The organism is Nocardia sp. NPDC127579, from assembly GCF_042672005.1.
Classification (GTDB): Bacteria; Actinomycetota; Actinomycetes; order Mycobacteriales; family Mycobacteriaceae; genus Nocardia.
This window is the reverse complement of record NZ_JBHXVZ010000007.1, coordinates 473112-490586: the sequence shown is the minus strand read 5'-3', so window position 1 is coordinate 490586 and position 17475 is coordinate 473112. Positions and strand designations below refer to the sequence as shown.

The window sequence follows — 17475 nt, the reverse complement described above, 5'->3', positions numbered from 1 at the left end:
CGACCGCCTTCGTGGTCTTCTTCGCCCGATCCTCATACGCCCCCGCGCAACCCACCCAGAACAGATACTCATACCCCTCGAAGGAATCCGCGTCCTGCCCGAACACCGGAATCGAGAAGTCCATCTCGTTGATCCAGTTCAACCGATCCTTGGAGTTCTGCCCCCACGGATTGCCCTTGTTCTCCAGATTCTTGAACAACCCCGCCAGCTCCGACGGGAACTCCGACTCGATCAACACCTGATACCGGCGCATATCGATGATGTGATCGACATGCTCGATATCGACCGGGCACTGCTCCACACACGCACCACAGGTCGTGCACGACCACAACACCTCGGGATCGATGATCCCGTTCACATCCACACCACCGACCAACGGACGCTCCGCCTCGGCCTTGGCCGCGGCCGAGATCTTGGCCAGCGCGGCCTCGTCCGGCTTGCCGTCGGCATCCACCAGGCCGATCTCGTCGCCGCCCATGTCCTTGCGGCCGCCGGCCAGCAGGTAGGGGGCCTTGGCGTAGCCGTGGTCGCGCAGCGACATGATGAGCAGCTTGGGGGACAGCGGCTTTCCGGTGTTCCAGGCGGGGCACTGCGACTGGCAGCGACCACACTCGGTGCACGTGGTGAAGTCGAGAATGCCCTTCCAGGAGAAGTCCTCGATCTTGCCGGCGCCGAACACGGCGTCCTCGCCCAGATCCTCCACAGCTTCCAGGTCGACCGGCTTGCCCGCGACGGTCAGCGGCTTGGCCGCGCCCAGGGCGACGCCGCCGTTGTCCTCACGCTTGAAGTAGATGTTCGGGAAGGCCGAGAGCCGGTGCCAGGCCACACCCCAGGTGATGTTGCGGCCGACCATGTACAGCCAGATCATGCCGGACATCAGCTTGACGAAGGCGAAGATCGAGATCAGCGTGACGTTGGCCGGGATCACCTTGGCGATCTGGCCGGTGATCGGGTCGGTCCAGGCGGTGTGGCCCGACAGCGACAGCACGCCCGCCTTCACCAGCACCATGCCGATGCCCTCGGCGAGCACGACCCATTCGACGAAGTAGGCGGGGCCGAATTTCGAGCCGCTGAACCGGGACAGCCGCTCGGGCAGGCGCGGATGGTTGAGCTGGCGGATGATCATCAGCGCGACGATGCCCACGATGGTGCCCACGCCGAGGATCTCGTCGCCGAGGTGGAACCACCAGGTGTTGCCGATCAGCGGCCACGCCCATTCCGGCTTGAAGGTCTGCCCGTAAGCCATGAACCAGAACTGGGCACCGGCCAGGAAGCCGATCATGACGAGCCAGTGCGCCCAGCCGACGGTGCGGAACTTGTTCATGCGCGTGTGCGCGAGGAACTCCACCATCATCTGCTTGAAGCGCGGCAGGAACGGCCGCCACCGGTCCGGCGCGGACTGGCCGACCATGATGGTCCGCACGATGTTTCGGGCGCCGCCCAAGAACGACACCCAACACAGGAGGCTGAGCGCCGCCCCAATCGTGCCCAGCGTCACTGTCAGGGCATTCATGTCGCGACCTTTCTTTTAGAGGCAACACGAGCTGTAGGAAGTACGGGACTTCCCGGGTTGGCTCGTATCGTAACCGCCAGTAAGTTACCCGCCGGTAACTTATGTGTTCGATTGTACGATCGCCAGTTGCGCAGTGCCCCCTCTTGCTGGGGCTTGACCTGCAAAATGCCTGTGAGCAAATTCACCGGATCGATACCCATCCCTCGTGGGTCCGGGTGAATCATCACCGTAAACGTCGACCGTCGCGCTTCCGACGCTAAGGCCAGGCTTAGTACCCGCGGTTGTATCGACTCGTGCTCGAAATGTGCTGATTGCGTAACGGATCTCGCATCTTTGCTGCGATTCGATTACGCTCGGAACGTTCTGTTTGCACCACCCGTCTGCGCACTGCTCGGGGAGAATCCGTAAGGGCCCAACCACCTTTCGGATGGAAGAGCGATCTCGCGTGCCGTAGGCGGGGCTCGCGGACAACCCTGATGAAGGAATGGAAACTGAATGAACTTCCGTAGAACCACCGCGGCAGCCGCGCTGGTCATCGGTGCGATGACCGTGAGTGTGGGGACGGCACACGCTGAGCCTGCTGCCGCTCCTGCTCCCACCGAGCTCAAGTACTCGGTGAAGCTGGTGGACAAAACCGTGGTCACGAAGCTCAATGGGGGAAAGTTCGAGCTGACGACCACTGAGGAACCGGCGGCCGACCCGGCCGCCCAGCCGAAGCTCACCGAGATCGCCCAGATCAAGGACGCCCAAGGCAACCTCGTCATGAGCCTGCCGATGGTGTACAACATCGCGGGTGTTCCGGTTCCGGTCAAGCCGGTCCTGAAGGAAGACGATCAGGTCCTGGAACTGACCCCGGATCCGCTCAACGCCGAGCAGCAGGCCGCCGTGTCGGCCAAGCCGATCAGCGCGGTGGCGGTCAAGCCGGTCGCTTCGCCGGTCGAGAACCAGCGCGCGATGAACGAATTCTCGACTCAGTTCAGCCTTGCCACGGCAGTCGGCGGCTTCGTCGGCACCGCGGTCGGCGCGGTCGTCGGCACCATCGCCGGTGTCATCGTCGCCGGAGCATCCTGCGCGGTGCTGCTTGTGTGCATCATCACCGGCATTCCGACCATCGTCGCCTTCGCCGGTATCGGTGGCATCCTCGGCACCATTGCGTTCGGTGCGCCCGCGCTCGGCGTGGCCGGTATGGATCTGCTCAACACGCTGCAGGCCGAGCCCGGCACCAGCAAGTGGAGCGACGCGAACCAGAACGTGCCCATGCCGAAGTAATCCGGTTCACGACTCGCACGAGTGGCCTGCCTCCGCGCCGGGGGTGGGCCACTCGGCATTTCAAGGCAGTTCGATGTAGCCGCGGAAACTTACCGCGCCCTCGGGACGGCCCAGAGTGCTGAACGAACGCTCCGCGATCTCGAAGGTGCCGTCCTCGCGGACCAGCAGCACCGTGCTCGCCCGGGTGCCGTGCACGGTGTGCGCGATAAACCGGGCCGAAGCCGCGCGCTCGAGCGCCAGCGGCAATCCGGTGCCCGGCAGCTGCTCGTCGGGCGCCTCGGTGCGATCGGCCAGCACGTCGAAATACCGCTGTACCGCGCCGGGCTCGGTCTCCACCACCTTGCGCAGACCGTCCACGCCCGCGCGCACCTTCGGCCAGATCCGTTCCGGCGCGCGCAACTCGGCCGCGGGGCCCGGGGCGGCCGAGGCCAGGAACCGGCCATTGGACAGTCCATGGAAGCCAGGCGCCAATTCGGCCGGTGCGGCGTCGGCGCGGTTGGAATGCCACCACAGCGACCGAAGATCAGAGACCACCACGTGGTAGCCGTTGTAGTCGTCCGGCGCGGCCGCCACATCGTGCAGGTACGCACCGGCGGCACGATGCTCGCGGTCGCGCAGATAGTCCAGCAGCAGCGCGCCACGCGAGCGTGCGTCGCCGCGAACACCCTGCGGATCGCGGACATTCGTCACCGCCGCGAACCGCGCGCGCTCCGAGAACAGTCCCAGCCAGGTGCCGATCGCGGCGCCCGCGCCGAGATCGCGCCCGGCCAGCACCCCGGGCACCTCCGGCCACCAGCGCATCGGCTCGGCGGGCCGGGTGTAGAACTCGTCCCGGTTGGCCGCGACGATCAACCGGTACTCCGGATGCGCGCGCCAGCCCAGCAACACCAAACACATGATTCCAGCGTGCCCCAGAAAAGTGAAAAGGCCGACAGCCCAGGGCTGTCGGCCTTTTCACAGATGTTCAGTTAGTTGGTGTTGATCCGCAGGCCGGGGTTGTCGGAGAGCACCGCCTCCAGCGGCTGCGCGAACAGCTGCGGAGTATCGCCGGTGAGCAGGCCGATCAGATTCGGGATCTCGCAGATCGGGTAGTCGGCGACCGACGAGGCACTGGCGATGCCGAGCGCCTGGGTGCCGGTCACCAGCGGGCCGCCGCTGTCGCCGGGCAGCGCGCAGATATTGGCGGAGAAGCTCTGAGTGAGCTGCCGCTCGCCGACCTGCACGGTCTGGTCGACGGCGTTCACCACGCCGCAGCTGAAGCCGGTCCGCGAACCGGACTTGCAGACCGGGGCGCCCACGACGGGGGTGGCGACACCGGTGAGCACGATCGGCGCGCCCGGCGACTTCACACCGCTGTTCTCGAAGCGACCACGGTGCTGATCGGCGATCCGCACGATGGAGTAGTCCTGGCTGCCCAGCACCGACTTCTGGAACGCGCCGAGCTGATTGCCGAGCCGGTCGCCGACCAGCTCGTGCACCGGGGAAGCCTGATCGAGCGCGGGGTTGCAGTGGCCCGCGGTGATATTGACGGTACGGCCGGAGCCGTCGACGCCGTTGAACCCGAACGAGCAGCGCAGCGAGGAACGACCGGCCACCGCGGCGAAGCCCGAACCGCCGGTCAGCGACGTCTGGTCGATCGCGCCCGCGATCGGAGCGGCCTCGGGCAGCTGCTCGGCGGCCACCGGCGGCGCGGTGACCAGGACGCGAGCCGGGTCGACGAAGGCTGGCATCGGCAGGCCGGCCTGCTCCACCCGCACCGCGATGCTGTTGTTGACGGTGTCGATGGCGACACCGCGGATCAACGCGGCGACCGCCTCGGGCTGGGTCTCCAGCCACTGCTGGAACGCCGACTTCTCACCGCGCAGCGCCGCCTCGCTCTTGGCGACCTCGCGGACCTCGAACCCGGCCTCCTGCGCGGCCTTTCGAGCCTCGTCGGCGCCCTGGCCCTGCGCCACCGCCACGACGGCCTGCCCGGCGTCATTGAGCCAGGCGCCGCCGAAGGCCTCGGGGTACTGCCGCTGCGTGGTCGCCGCGAAGGCGGCCAGCTGCTGCGACAGATCGGCGCGGCGCAGGTACTCCTCCGGAGTGAGCTTCAGGTCGCGGGCGACCGCGGTGATCAGCTCCGCGGGCAATGCGGGGGCCGGCGCCGGTTCGGGTTCCGCATTGGCGATCGCCGCTGTCGGGGCGAACAGCAGAATCGCCGCCGAGGCGGCGATCGCGGATTTCGAACGGAACAATCCCAGTCTTGGCAGACGCATGCCGAAACTATATGGGCTCCGGACCGCTACGACTACTCCAATGCCACTGTTTCGCCGAACTATCGACCTGTGATCGTTATCCGGCGTTGGGCCGGGTCCGCACCTCGATGGCGCTGCCCACTCCGCTACCAGCGCGGGCGCTGATCTCGGCGAGGATCGGCCGGATCGGGATGCCCAGTGTGGCAGTGCCGCCGTAGGGCGCGAGCGCCATATTGGCCTCGTCGCAGTTCGGCGCGTCGGCCGCATTGGAACCGCTGGTGATGCCGAGAGCCAGGGTGCCGGACACGATCGCGCCGCCGCTGTCACCGCCCAGGGTGCAGGCCGAACTGGCGAAGCCGCGCACGATCCGGCTGACGCCGTCGGCGGTGTAGAGCTGGGTCTCCACTCGATCGGCGACCACGAAGCCGCAGGTGAACGTGGAGGACTGGCCGGACTTGCAGATCGGCGCGCCGGTGATCGGCTCGGCGGTGCCGGTGATGGTCAGTGTGGTGCCGTTGGCGCCGCGCACCGACGGCTGATCCATGCCGGCGCGCACGGCGCGGTCATTCAGCTTGATCACCGAGTAGTCCAAGCCGCTGTCGCCGCCCACCTCGGCCGTGACGAAGCTGCCCAGCTCGGGGCTGGCCGGGATGTCCTTGACGTTCGGGTAGTACACCGTCGCTGTCTGGTCGGGCTTGCCCAGATTCGGATTGCAGTGTCCCGCACTGATATTCAGGGCGTTACCGGCCGCATCGGTGCTGTTGAAGCCGAACGAGCAGACGTCGACGCCCTCCAGCGAGGAATCCGAAAGCGACTTGGGGGCGCTGATGTAGGTGTCGCCGCCCATCGGGCGCCGCTCGACCGGACCGCCGCCGCCGGGGGACAGGATGACCTTCACATTCGCGATCAACGTCGGCAGATTGAGCGCGTGCCCGACGGTGGTGTTGGCGATGCTGAGCACCACCTGGCTGTTGAGGAAATCGATCGCGACCGAATTGATCGCATCGGCGAGGCTGACCGGCAGCGTGGCGACCCACTGATTCACCTGGGTCATCGAGGTTTCCAGCTTGGCGGCCGAAACCGGCGCCAGCTGGGTCTGGTAGCCCGCGGCGGCGGCGATCTCGGCCGCGTCCGGGGAGGTCACGGCGACAACGGATTTACCGTCCGGTGCGATCCACGCGCCGGCGAAGGTGTCGGGCTGGGCCGCGCGGAAATCCCGGGCGTAGGCGCTGAGCTGCTGTGCCTGGGCCGCCCGTTCCAGATACTGGGCGGGGGAGATCTTCAGATCGCGTTCGATGGCCTGCACCAGTTCGGCGGGCAGGTTCTCGGCGGTGAGCTGCGCCGGTTCAGCCACGGCGGGCGTGGCGGCGAGGATGGGGGCGAGGAGAACGGTCGTGGCCGCGCCGATCGAGGCTGCCTTGACCGCGGCGCGACGCGCCACCAACTTGCGCATGAAGTCCCTTCGTCGGCACAGCAGTGCCAGCTACGTCCGTGCACCAGATCCGTTGGCGCGCAGTCTTGTCAGCAACGAACCGAGTTCCGCTATTTTTCCGGCAACACCGGTCAGCGGATCACTTTAAGGCACAAAGCCCGGTTGGTCTCTAGTGAATCGAATGTTCAGTTCGGACGCGAGTAACCGTTCGACGGTCGCGTCCAATCCAAGTCGGGCGGTCTCCAGGTGGGGACGGTGATGCGGGGACGCCTGGTCGTGGTCGTAGTGGTCGAGGTGGGCGGCGCGGTGGTCACCGACGGCGCCTCGGTGGTGGGCTCGACGGTCGTGGTCGGCGGCGGCGGTGCCGCGGTGGTCGGCTCCGGTTCCTCGGTCGTGGTGATGGTGACCGGTGGCTCGGTGGTGGTCGGCACGACGGGCGCGATCGGCGGCGGCGTCGTCGCGACGGTCGACTGCTCGGATTTGGCGTCGCGCACACCGGGGACCGCGGGAGTCTCCTCGCCGCGGAACAGCACGGCCATACCGATACCGCCCAACAGCAATCCGATCAGCGCCGCGCCCGCGATCAGCAGCGGAATCCGGCGGTCCCGGGACTCGGCCGGCGCGGGCGCGGCCTCCGCCGCCGGTGCGGCCAGCGCCTGGGTCGGAGTGGGGGCCGCGGCCGGGACGGGCGGGGGCAGGGCGAGCGAACTGGCGGCGGGCAGCGCTGCCGAATAGGCCTGCGCGGACGCGGCGGACGCGGGCACCTGCGGGATGATGTCGGTGACCACGGTCGAGTTCTCGGCACTGCCGGGATCCGGAGGCGTCGCGCCCGCGGGCGTCGCGAGCACCGCGGCCAGCGCGGCCCGGGCCGCGTCGTAGGCGAAGGACTTGTTCGGTTCGGCGGTGTCGACCGCCGGGATATCCGCCTCGCTGACCAGCACCACCGAACGTAGCCCGAGATAGTCCAGCGCCTCACGCAGCGCCTGCACGTCCTGGGCCAGCCAGTGCGCGGGATGGGTGGCATAGAACTCGGCGGGGCCGCTGAGATGTTCGGCGGTCAGGTTGATCAGGCAGAACAGGGCGGTCGCGACCAGATCCTCGGCCCGGTAGGCCTCGCCGTCGTCGATCGAGATACCGGCCGGGTTGCCGACCGCGGCGAGGAAACCGCCGATGGAATGCGCGTTCGCGGCCGGAGCCGGGCCGCCGAGCACGGTGTCACCGTCGTCGGCCATATGCAGGACCGACTCCCGGACGACGTACTGTAGCTCGCCGTCGTCGGTGAGGATCGCGGCCGTGCTCTCGTCCTCGGCGATCCGTAGGCCCACCCCAGTGGCCATCCCATGTCCTCGCTTCGATGTCGAACGACCCGCGCCGAATCACACGGAGAGCGTGCCCTGCTGCTGGGCCGCGCATCCCATGGCGCGAAGCATCGACAATAACTCCGGGCGCGAGGTCGCGCCGATCCGGCGTCGGATCCGGGCGACATGATGCTCCACCGTTTTGGCGGAAATGTATAGACGCGCGCCGATCTCCCGGTAGGTGAGGCCGAGTAGGACCAGCTCGGCGACCTCACGCTCGCGCTCGCTGAGCACGGCCTCGGCCTCGGCGGCGGGCTCGGCCGCGGTGGCCGGCGCCGGGACGCGGGCCGGCAGCTGCTGCGGGCGCAGCGCGGAGCGGGCGGCGCGGGCCAGCTCGCCGAGCGCGGCGGAGGTCACGGCATCGGCGGCGGCGGCCGCGGCGGCCGCGGCCGCGAGCTGGGCGGCTTCGCGCGCCAGGCCGAGCTCGCGCAGGCCCGCGACCGCGGCCTGGACCCGGGCGGCCACGATCTGCTTGCGCAGCACCGAGATCCAGACCCGGGCGGCCAGCGCAAGCGCGCCCGCGTGCCGGTCACCCGCGGTGGCGGCGGTGTCCAGCGGTCTGGCGGCCGCGAGCAGCCGCTCCGGATGCTTGGCCGCGATCGCGGCCTGCACGGCATACCAGTGGAAGACATTGGCCCAGCCCGGCGGCTGGCGCAGCCGCGCCAGCAGTGTGGTCGCGGCCTCCACCAGCGGCGCGACCCGGCGCTCCTCGTGCAGCAGCACGGACGCGGTCCAGAGCTCGCCGACCGGCAGCATGGTGAGCAGATCGACATCGACCGTGTCGAAGCTCGGGCCGGCCGCCTGCCAGGCCCGGGTGAGGGCGGCCTGGTCGCCGGCGCGGCGGGCCAGGCCGACCACCACGCCGTGGGCGAGCAGCCGGTCACGGAGATCGAGCCGGTCCCAGTCCAGGGCGGCGGTGATGGCGGCGGCGCCGTGTTCGTCGCCGTCGAGCATGCTCGCCCAGGCCGCGAGCACCTGGAGTTGGTGGCAGCGCAATCCGTCCGCGGTGGCGCGCCGCAGCGCGTCGGCCGCGCGTTGCGGCGCGCCGGTGCTCAGGCACAGCAGCGCCGCGATGGACACCGCCGTGCAGGGCAGGAACACATCGGTGCCGCCGCGGCCCTCGGCGGCCTGTACGAGGGTGGAAAGCGCTGCGGTGGTACGGGTTTCGGTGTCGGCGGCGGCGAGGGTGTCGGCCAGGGCGGCGGCGATCAGCCGGGCCTGGGCGCTGGCCTCGGTCGGCGGCCAGTGCGGCGCCGCGGCCGCCAGTTCGGTGGCTGCGGCGGTATCGCCCGCCAGATAGTGCACGGTGGCGCCGACCGCCCAGTCCGCGCCGGTGCGCTCGACGCCGAGCCAGGCATACAGCTGGGCCGCGCGGGCGGTCAGTCCGCGCCGGGTCAGCACCGCCGCGCAGATCCGCACGGCCTCGGCCAGTTCGGCGCCGGTGCTGCCCGAGCGCGCGAGCATCGGCTCGGCCAAGCGCATCGCGGTCTCGCCGTCGCCGGTCTGCGCGGCGGCCTCGGCCCAGCGCAGCGCCATCCGATCGGGATCCGCGCCCGCTGCGGCGGCCGCGGCGTAATAGCGCACCGCCTCGCGGCCCGCGTGTTCGGCTGCGGCACACAGAAATTCGGCCAGCCGTGGATCCCGGACCCCGGACTCGGCGAGCAGCAGCGCGGTATGGGCGCGTAACAGACCGGCGTCCAGGCGTGCGGCGAACAGACGACGCTGCACAGCGAGATAGCGGTGATCGCCGAGCAGGGTGCGCAGCGGCGCGATCGCGGGGGCGAGCAGCAGATCCGCGTCGGTGACCAGCGCGGTGGCCCGGGCCCGATCGATGAGCGCCTGGGCGTCGTCCGCTGCCACTCCGAGCACGGTGGTGAGCTCGCTGGAGTCCAGGCCGGTACCGGTGGTGGCGACGGCGAGGGTCTCCAGCAGATCCGGCGCCAACTGATCCAGCTGGGCTCGCGCCCAGTCCGTGACGGCGACGTCAACCACCGGAATCGCGGCGTCCAGCCGGGCCGAACAGGCCGCGGCCAGCGCGGCGACCACGCCGCCGCGGATACCGCCGGTGTGCTGGTGGATGTGCTGGGCGACATGTCGCGGCACGGTCATCCCGAGTTCGCGGGCGAACGGGCCGATATCGGCGACGCCGAGCGGGCGCAGATCCAGGATCCGGCCGCGCCGGGCCACCGCGTCGGCCAGCGCCCGCAGGTGTGGATCGTGCGGGCGCGGCTGGACTGCCACCACGATGGTGCCGCGCCCCGATTCGATCATCGTGCACAGGGTGCGCAGGTCAGCGGGGTTCAGCGTGTGCGCGTTGTCGATGAGCAGGGCGGGCCGCGGCTGGGTCGGCCGGTGTTCCGGGCACCGGTCGCAGACGGTGTCGCAGAGCGGAACGCCCTGGTCCTGCAGCCGGGAGCGGGCGGCGGCGAGCAGGGTTGATTTGCCGGTACCCGAACGGCCCCGGATGAGGAAGACGCCCGGTGCGTGCGAGTCGTGGCGCGCTGCCGCGGTGTCCAGTTCCCGGAAGATGTCTCGCGCACACGGCATCGTGTCGAAGGCGATGTCAGGCACGGGCAGCTCCGATCATGTTTGCCAGCACATTGCTTGTCGGCCCGTGATCGACTCTGTCACTGGTTGCGCAGTGGCGCAACAGATCCGGGCCATCAGACGGCCTTGCCGCCGGGCAGTACCGTGCTCCGGTATCGCCGAAAATCCCCCGGGCCGCGCGTGCGGCCGAATTCGACGCTGCGACAGTGTCGCCGAGCGTCAGACGATGTGTCATTGGTGAACCTCGTTCGAAACCGGAAACCCGGCAATGCTGATCTCGGCAATCCGCCAGCGCGGAAATCGGGTCCCCGACGACCCACCGACTATGTCGGTTGCTGGCAAACCGCCGTTACCGCGAGAGCCGACTCGATTGTCCCCGATGATTCGACCCGGCGGCACCGGGTACGCGATTCGTATCCGATGTGGAGGTGCATCATGAATCGACAGCAGATCGACCGCGCGGCGCCCGATCGCGTGGGGACCGGAATCGTCGAGGAGGCCGGAATCGCGCTGGCGGACAAACCGGCGCCGCTGTTCCAGCTGCTGATGCTGGCCGAACTGCTCAGCACCCGGATCTCGTCGAAGCTCGCGGTCGCCGCGGCCCACGAGCTGATCGCCGCCGGATATCGGACGCCACAGCGGGTGGCCGACGCGGACTGGCAGGAGTTGGTCGACGCACTCGGCCGCGCACACTACCGCCGCTACGACGAGAGCACCGCCACCCGCCTGGGCGCCAACGCCGCCCGGGTACTCGATCGCTACCACGGCGACCTGCGCAACCTGGCCCAGGAAGCCGAACACGACCTACCCCGCGCCGCCCACCTGCTTAAGGAGTTCCAGGGCATCGGCCCGACCGGCGCCAGCATCTTCCTGCGCGAAGTCCAGCCAGTATGGCCCTGGGTACGCACGGCAACTCATCCCCCCGCCCAGGGCAGCCCAACCAATTAGCACCCCTGGGCGAACTGTCGAGCGAAGCGAGACAAGCCCGAAGCTGGACGGCACCGGGGAAGCGAAGCGCCCCCGGTGCCCGGTTGAAACTCCGGTCGCCGGGACGTTAGCCGAGCGAAGCGAGGCGTCGCCCCGGCGACCCCCTCGTCGCCCCTGCGAAGGCCGGGATCCAGTTCGCCAGCCTGCGGATAGTCGTCACCCGCGTGGATCCCGACCTTCGCCGGGACGGCGAGCCCCGTCCGCGGCGATGGCGTGCCGATCAGAACAGAGGGTCGTGCCGGATGTTCTTGGTCTGCGTGCCCGCCGCCATCAGGCGGAATTTGGTGGTCTGCACCATCGAGGGGGAGCCGGCGATCTGGACGTCGCGGTCCGACCACGGGCCGAAGCTGGCGACCACCTTGCCGATCTGCCCGGTCATCCGTGGTTCGAGGCCTGGAAGCTGCGGTGCGGGTTCGCCGGAATCCGCATGCCACCAAGGGTTTTCTTCGCGTTCGGCGACCGGGGTGACGGTCAGCCACTTGTGCGCGGCGGCGAGCTCGCTGAGGGTCCGCAGATCGTAGAGCTCGCACGGATGGTGGCCGCCGACGAACAGGTGCACCTTCGGATTGGTCCGGCGCTGCGCCATCTGAAGTAGTTGGGCGCGCAGTGGCGCGATGCCGGTGCCGCAGGCGATCATGAGCATTTTGCGTTTCGAATTGCGCGGTACGCCCAACCCGCCGAGGGGGGAACCGAGTAGCCACTGGTCACCGACGACGGTCTGGTTGATCATGGCGGGGCTCACCCACCCGCCGAGGACGCCGCGGATGTGGAATTCGATCTCGCCGTTGGCATTCGCGGGGACCGAGGGCGAGAGGTAGCGCCACATCCGCGGCCGTGCCGGGATCTGCACGCTGATGTACTGTCCGGCAGCGTATTTGATCGCCTGATCCAGGCGTAACCGCACCACGGCCAGGTTGTGCAGCACCATGCGGTGTTCCAGCACGGTGCCGGACCACACCGGCGGGGTGGTCTCCTTGGCAGCGGCGCCGATCATGGTGTCGCAGATGAGGGTCAGGCCCTGTTCCCACGCGTGGTCGACCTCGTCGGTCCACATCTCGTTGCCCGCGAAGCGGCTCATCGCGGTGCGCAGCGAATGCGCCACGGCCTGGTAATGCTCGTCTCGCACACCGTATTTGCGGTGATCGCGGCCGAGTTGGGCGAGGAACGGGAGGAGCTTGTTCGGCTCCTCGAGCCGGTCCAGGGTGTAGGAGATTGCCCGGACCAGGCGGTCGCGCTGGGAATCCATTGCGGCCGGGAAGAAATCGCGGATCTGTGGGTACTCGGTGAACAAGATCGAATAGAAGGACCGGGCTAGTCTCTCTGGCCCGGATTCTTCGGCAGCAACCGCCTTGAACGTGGTTCTGATCAAAGCGACAGTCCGCGAATCCATATGCGTCACAACCCCATTCCGCGCTCGAACTCTTGCTCGCCCCGGTGACTGAAAGTCGTGTGGGTCACTCGGCAGCAGCCGATGATTGGAGTGTAGGGGAGGTTTGCCAGCAACGGAATCGTTCGCTTGAACATCAAGCGTGTAATTCGGCTAAAACGAATATACGTTATGTGAAAAGCGGTGGAAACCAACTGGTATTCAAGGTTCTCTGCCGAAATCGGCAGGACTGTCATTGAATTCGCGCGACTCGTTCTGCATGACCCGCTCTTGTCCTGGATGAGGAGCGATCACACAGCAACAGGCTGCGCACCGTCGGCTACCGGATACGGCAACCGCTCCGCATCCGGCGGCCTGGGCGACGCTTGAATTCGCCGGACAATCCGGCGGAGTCGCCGGACAGTTAACTCTCGTGGTCGCCAGCAAACCCCGCCTCGGGGCCCGTGACAACGCACTCGGGCCCCGGAATCCGGACCGCCCGACGGCGGACCGGACCCGAGGCCCGAATGTGTAGCTGATCGGATGCTAGCGCTGGTGTCGTGGCTTCCACACCACCAGTGCGGTACTGCGCTGCGGCGGCGCGAAATCGGGGCGATACCCCGCGCGCAACCGCTCCAGCTCGGCAGCCATCTCGCTCACTCGCTGTTGCAGCTCCTCGACCTGATTGGTCAGCTCGATGATGCGCTTGATCCCGGCCAGATTGACGCCCTCGTCCTGCGACAGCCGCTGCACCTCGCGCAGCAGCTCCACATCCCGGGACGAGTAGCGCCGGCCGCCGCCCGAAGTGCGCTGCGGCGTCACCAGTCCGAGGCGGTCATACGTGCGCAGCGTCTGCGCGTGCATACCCGCCAACTGGGCCGCCACCGAGATCATGAAGAACTCGGTACGCGAGGCCCCGGACCCGGACCCGGGCGCGTTCTTCGGATTGTGGGACATTACGAACCTGCCCATCCTGCACGGGGATCGAAGCCGCTGGTCTTCTCCGCCTCCTGATAGCGCCGCAGCGCCTCGGTGGCCTCGTCATCCAGCTTCTGCGGCACCGCGACCTTGACGGTGACCAGCAGATCACCCGCGCCGCCGCCGCGCTTGGGCACACCGCGCCCGCGCACCCGCAGGATGCGCCCGTCGGCGGTACCCGGAGGCACCTTCACACCGACGCGACCCTCCAGCGTAGGCACGGAAACCGTTGTGCCCAGCACCAATTCACTGTAACTGACCGGCAGGGCCAGGGTCAGGTCGTCGCCGTTGCGGCCGAACACCTTGTCCTGACTGACATGCACCGTCACGAACAGATCACCCGAGGGCGCGCCGCGCAGGCCCGCCTCGCCCTGCCCGGCCAGCCGGATCCGCTGCCCGTCACTGACGCCCGGGGGAATCCGGACGGTGATGGTGCGGGTGCGGTTCTGGATACCGCTGCCGTGGCAGTCGACGCACGGGTCATCGATGATCGAACCCGAACCCCGGCAGTCGTCACACGGCTCGCTGAATCCGAACGCGCCCTGGTTGCGGCTGATGATGCCGGTTCCGTTGCAGTTCGGGCAGACCCGCGGACTGGTGCCCGGCTTCGCGCCGCTGCCGTGACAGGTGGTGCACGGCGAGGGACTGGTCATGCGCAGCGGCACCGTGACACCCTGGGCCGCCTCGCGGAAGCCCAGCGTCGTCTCGGTCTCCACATCGGAGCCGCGCCGCGGACGGCTGGTGGTGCGCTGACCGCCGCCACCCCGGTTGAACAGGCCGCCGAACAGATCACCGAGGCCACCGTCGCCGGCGCCGCCACCGGCACCGCCGAAGATATCCCCGATATTGAAGTCCTGCGAGAACCCGCCCGACGCACCGGGATTGAACCCGCCGCGACCGTAACCGCCGCCCGCGAACAGGCGACGTGTCTCGTCGTACTCCTTGCGCTTGGCCGGATCCGACAGCACGGCGTGCGCCTCGCTGACGGACTTGAACCGCTCCTCGGCCTTGGTATCACCGGGATTGGCGTCCGGGTGCAGGTCACGAGCCAGCTTGCGATAAGCCTTCTTGATCTCGTCCTGCGTGGCGTTGGAGGAGACGCCCAGCTCCTTGTAGAAGTCCTTCTCGATCCACTCGCGTTGACTCACCGTGCGTCTCCTCCTTCCGGACTACTCGTTGTTCGCTTCGGCATCAGCATCCGATGCCGCCGTTTCCGCCGCGGGCTGCTCGGCCACCGGATCGGTGACCCCGACCAGCGCGTGCCGCAGCACCCGCTCGCCGAAGCGATAACCCTTGCGCATGACCAGCCCCAGGACCGGCTCGTGGCCGGAACCCTCGTGCTGCACGGCCTCGTGCAGGGTCGGGTCGAAGGGCTCGCCCTCCGCGCCGAACTCCTCGAGACCCTGCTTCTGCAGTGCGCCGGCGAGCTTGTCGGCGACCGCCTTGAGCGGGCCCTCCAGATCGCCGTGCGCGCGGGCCCGGTCCAGATCGTCGAGCACACCGAGCAATTCGGTGACCACGGCCGCCTTGGCGCCGTCGATCGCGGCCTTGCGGTCGCGGTCGACGCGGCGCCGGTAGTTGGCGTACTCCGCGGTCAGGCGCTGGAGATCGGCGGTGCGCTCGGCCAGTTCCACGCTGATGGTGTCGGCGAGCTGATCGGCCGCCTCCGGGGCTTCGCTGCCGTTCCCGGCCGCGGCCTCCGCCGCGACCGGTTCCCGCACCTCGCCCGTTTCAGGGTCGACCTTGCGCTTGTCGACGAAGGTCACCGGCTCCTCGGGAGTGGAGTTACCCTCGCTCACTTCTTCTCCGTGTCGATCGGGTCGTCCACGACCTCGGCATCCACGACCTGGTCGTCATCGGACTGCGGCGCGGAGCCGTTGCCCGAGGCGGCGGCGTCGGCGGCCTGCGATTCGTAGATCGCCTGGCCCAGCGCCTGCGACTCGGTCGCCAGCTTCTCCACCGCGGACTTCACGGCGGCGATATCGGTGCCCTTCAGCGCCTCGTTCGCCTCGGCGATGGCGGCCTCGACCTTGGTCTTGACCTCGGCCGGGACCTTGTCGGCGTTGTCGGCGATGAACTTCTCGGTCTGGTGCACCAGCGACTCGGCCTGGTTGCGGGTCTCGGCCTCCTCGCGGCGGGCCTTGTCCTCGGCGGCGTGCGCCTCGGCGTCCTTGACCATCCGGTCGATCTCCTCCTTGGACAGGCCGGAGCCGTCCTGGATCTTGATCGTGTTCTCCTTGCCGGTGCCCTTGTCCTTGGCGGTCACGTGCACGATGCCGTTGGCGTCGATGTCGAAGGTGACCTCGATCTGCGGCACGCCACGCGGGGCCGGCGGAATGCCGGTCAGCTCGAAGGAGCCGAGCAGCTTGTTGTGCGAGGCGATCTCGCGCTCACCCTGGAACACCTGGATCTGCACCGACGGCTGGTTGTCGTCGGCGGTGGTGAAGGTCTCCGAGCGCTTGGTCGGAATGGTGGTGTTGCGCTCGATGAGCTTGGTCATCACGCCACCCTTGGTCTCGATACCCAGCGACAGCGGGGTGACATCGAGCAGCAGGACGTCCTTGACTTCGCCCTTGAGCACACCGGCCTGCAGGGCGGCGCCGACGGCGACGACCTCGTCCGGGTTCACGCCCTTGTTGGGCTCCTGGCCGCCGGTCAGCTCCTTGACCAGTTCGGTGACGGCGGGCATACGGGTGGAACCACCGACGAGGACCACGTGGTCGATGTCGGAGACCTTGATGCCGGCGTCCTTGATGACCTGCTGGAACGGCGCACGGGTGCGGTCGAGCAGATCGGAGGTGATCTTCTGGAACTCCGAGCGGGTCAGCTGCTCGTCGAGGAACAGCGGGTTCTTGTCCGCGTCGACGGTGATGTAGGGCAGGTTGATCGAGGTCGACTGCGAGGACGACAGTTCGATCTTGGCCTTCTCCGCCGCCTCACGCAGGCGCTGCATGGCCATCTTGTCCTTGGTCAGGTCGATGCCTGAGGACGCCTTGAACTTGTCGACCAGCCACTTGACGATGCGCTCGTCCCAGTCGTCACCACCGAGGTGGTTGTCGCCGGAGGTGGCGCGAACCTCGACGACGCCCTCGCCGATTTCCAGCAGCGAGACGTCGAAGGTGCCGCCACCGAGGTCGAAGACCAGGATGGTCTGTTCCTTGTCGCCCTTGTCCAGGCCGTAGGCCAGCGCGGCCGCGGTCGGCTCGTTGACGATGCGGAGCACGTTCAGGCCCGCGATCTGCCCGGCTTCCTTGGTGGCCTGGCGCTGCGCGTCCTCGAAGTAGGCGGGGACGGTGATGACCGCGTCGGTGATCTCCTCACCGAGGTATGCCTCGGCGTCGCGCTTGAGCTTCATCAGCGTGCGCGCGGAGATTTCCTGCGGCGTGTACTTCTTGCCGTCGATCTCGGTGGTCCAGTCGGTGCCGATGTGGCGCTTGACCGAGCGGATGGTGCGGTCGACGTTGGTGACCGCCTGGTTCTTGGCGGGCTGGCCGACCAGAACCTCACCGTTCTTCGCGAACGCGACGACGGACGGGGTGGTGCGCGATCCTTCGGAGTTCGCGACGACGACGGGTTCGCCGCCTTCGAGAACGGCGACGACCGAGTTCGTGGTCCCGAGGTCGATTCCGACCGCACGAGCCATGGTGGTTCCTCCTAGTTGGACGTATTACTTGTCGGTGCCGGGCGCATTTCGGCGGCTCCAAGCACCTTCGCGGAGCACGGTCCCAGCAATGCTGAGCGTGGTCGGCTCAATCTTGCCCTCGGTCTCGCCGGGAGTCAAACGGAAC

12 protein-coding genes and 1 pseudogene are annotated in these 17475 nt (G+C 68.3%); 2 read left to right on the top strand and 11 right to left on the bottom strand.

Translation table 11 applies throughout. From position 1 onward, the window contains the following. On the bottom strand, positions 1-1513 hold a 1513-nt coding region (locus ACFVMC_RS25150), incomplete at its 3' end, for a 4Fe-4S dicluster domain-containing protein (protein WP_379214057.1). 495 nt (positions 1514-2008) lie between these two features. On the opposite strand from ACFVMC_RS25150, the gene ACFVMC_RS25145 reads away from it, so the two are divergent. Beyond that, positions 2009-2782 (top strand): hypothetical protein, encoded by a 774-nt coding sequence (locus ACFVMC_RS25145; protein WP_379214055.1) that lies wholly within the window; start codon positions 2009-2011, stop codon positions 2780-2782. Positions 2783-2842: 60 nt separating this feature from the next. Here ACFVMC_RS25145 and ACFVMC_RS25140 read toward each other — a convergent pair whose 3' ends face one another. From ACFVMC_RS25140 to ACFVMC_RS25120, 5 genes are all read right to left on the bottom strand, one after another. Then, a complete protein-coding gene (locus ACFVMC_RS25140; protein WP_379214053.1) occupies positions 2843-3679 on the bottom strand; it encodes an NRDE family protein in 837 nt (278 codons plus the stop codon). A 71-nt stretch (positions 3680-3750) separates the two neighbouring features. Continuing rightward, positions 3751-5040 carry a S1 family peptidase gene (locus tag ACFVMC_RS25135; RefSeq protein ID WP_379214051.1) on the bottom strand — a complete coding sequence of 430 codons (1290 nt, stop codon included), beginning with the start codon at positions 5038-5040 and terminating at the stop codon, positions 3751-3753. Positions 5041-5116: 76 nt separating this feature from the next. Next, complete coding sequence (locus ACFVMC_RS25130) at positions 5117-6472, bottom strand: S1 family peptidase (RefSeq protein WP_379214050.1); 1356 nt, start codon at positions 6470-6472, stop codon at positions 5117-5119. Between the two features lie 164 nt (positions 6473-6636). Continuing rightward, complete coding sequence (locus ACFVMC_RS25125; RefSeq protein WP_379214048.1) at positions 6637-7788, bottom strand: hypothetical protein; 1152 nt, start codon at positions 7786-7788, stop codon at positions 6637-6639. 39 nt (positions 7789-7827) lie between these two features. Further along, positions 7828-10380 (bottom strand): LuxR C-terminal-related transcriptional regulator, encoded by a 2553-nt coding sequence (locus tag ACFVMC_RS25120; RefSeq protein WP_379214046.1) that lies wholly within the window; start codon positions 10378-10380, stop codon positions 7828-7830. Positions 10381-10791: 411 nt separating this feature from the next. Between ACFVMC_RS25120 and ACFVMC_RS25115 the strand changes: the two are divergent. Beyond that, a pseudogene (locus ACFVMC_RS25115) lies at positions 10792-11259 on the top strand (endonuclease); the annotation flags it as partial. A 304-nt stretch (positions 11260-11563) separates the two neighbouring features. Here the strand turns inward: ACFVMC_RS25115 and ACFVMC_RS25110 are convergent. The 5 genes from ACFVMC_RS25110 to dnaK form a co-directional block, all read right to left on the bottom strand. Continuing rightward, entirely contained in the window at positions 11564-12733 is a 1170-nt protein-coding gene (locus ACFVMC_RS25110) for a globin domain-containing protein (RefSeq protein WP_379214044.1), read from the bottom strand. Positions 12734-13255: 522 nt separating this feature from the next. Beyond that, positions 13256-13666, bottom strand: coding sequence for a heat shock protein transcriptional repressor HspR (locus ACFVMC_RS25105; protein ID WP_379214042.1), 411 nt, complete (start codon positions 13664-13666; stop codon positions 13256-13258). Next, the gene (gene dnaJ / locus ACFVMC_RS25100) at positions 13666-14835 is read right to left on the bottom strand and encodes a molecular chaperone DnaJ (protein ID WP_379214040.1); all 1170 of its coding nucleotides are present in this window, start codon (positions 14833-14835) and stop codon (positions 13666-13668) included. Before dnaJ ends, ACFVMC_RS25105 begins: the two co-directional genes overlap by 1 nt. A 21-nt stretch (positions 14836-14856) precedes the next feature. Continuing rightward, positions 14857-15486 carry a nucleotide exchange factor GrpE gene (gene grpE, locus ACFVMC_RS25095; protein WP_379214039.1) on the bottom strand — a complete coding sequence of 210 codons (630 nt, stop codon included), beginning with the start codon at positions 15484-15486 and terminating at the stop codon, positions 14857-14859. Further along, positions 15483-17330, bottom strand: coding sequence for a molecular chaperone DnaK (gene dnaK, locus ACFVMC_RS25090; RefSeq protein ID WP_379214037.1), 1848 nt, complete (start codon positions 17328-17330; stop codon positions 15483-15485). The genes grpE and dnaK overlap by 4 nt, the downstream gene beginning before the upstream one ends. Positions 17331-17475 lie beyond the last annotated feature (145 nt).

Bases quoted from the DNA above. Each gene is read 5' to 3' on its own strand.
- ACFVMC_RS25145 (WP_379214055.1), top strand. From the start codon at position 2,009: ATGAACTTCCGTAGAACCACCGCGGCAGCCGCGCTGGTCATCGGTGCG.
- ACFVMC_RS25140 (WP_379214053.1), bottom strand. From the start codon at position 3,679: ATGTGTTTGGTGTTGCTGGGCTGGCGCGCGCATCCGGAGTACCGGTTG.
- ACFVMC_RS25135 (WP_379214051.1), bottom strand. From the start codon at position 5,040: ATGCGTCTGCCAAGACTGGGATTGTTCCGTTCGAAATCCGCGATCGCC.
- ACFVMC_RS25130 (WP_379214050.1), bottom strand. From the start codon at position 6,472: ATGCGCAAGTTGGTGGCGCGTCGCGCCGCGGTCAAGGCAGCCTCGATC.
- ACFVMC_RS25125 (WP_379214048.1), bottom strand. From the start codon at position 7,788: ATGGCCACTGGGGTGGGCCTACGGATCGCCGAGGACGAGAGCACGGCC.
- ACFVMC_RS25110 (WP_379214044.1), bottom strand. From the start codon at position 12,733: ATGGATTCGCGGACTGTCGCTTTGATCAGAACCACGTTCAAGGCGGTT.
- ACFVMC_RS25105 (WP_379214042.1), bottom strand. From the start codon at position 13,666: ATGTCCCACAATCCGAAGAACGCGCCCGGGTCCGGGTCCGGGGCCTCG.
- dnaK (WP_379214037.1), bottom strand. From the start codon at position 17,330: ATGGCTCGTGCGGTCGGAATCGACCTCGGGACCACGAACTCGGTCGTC.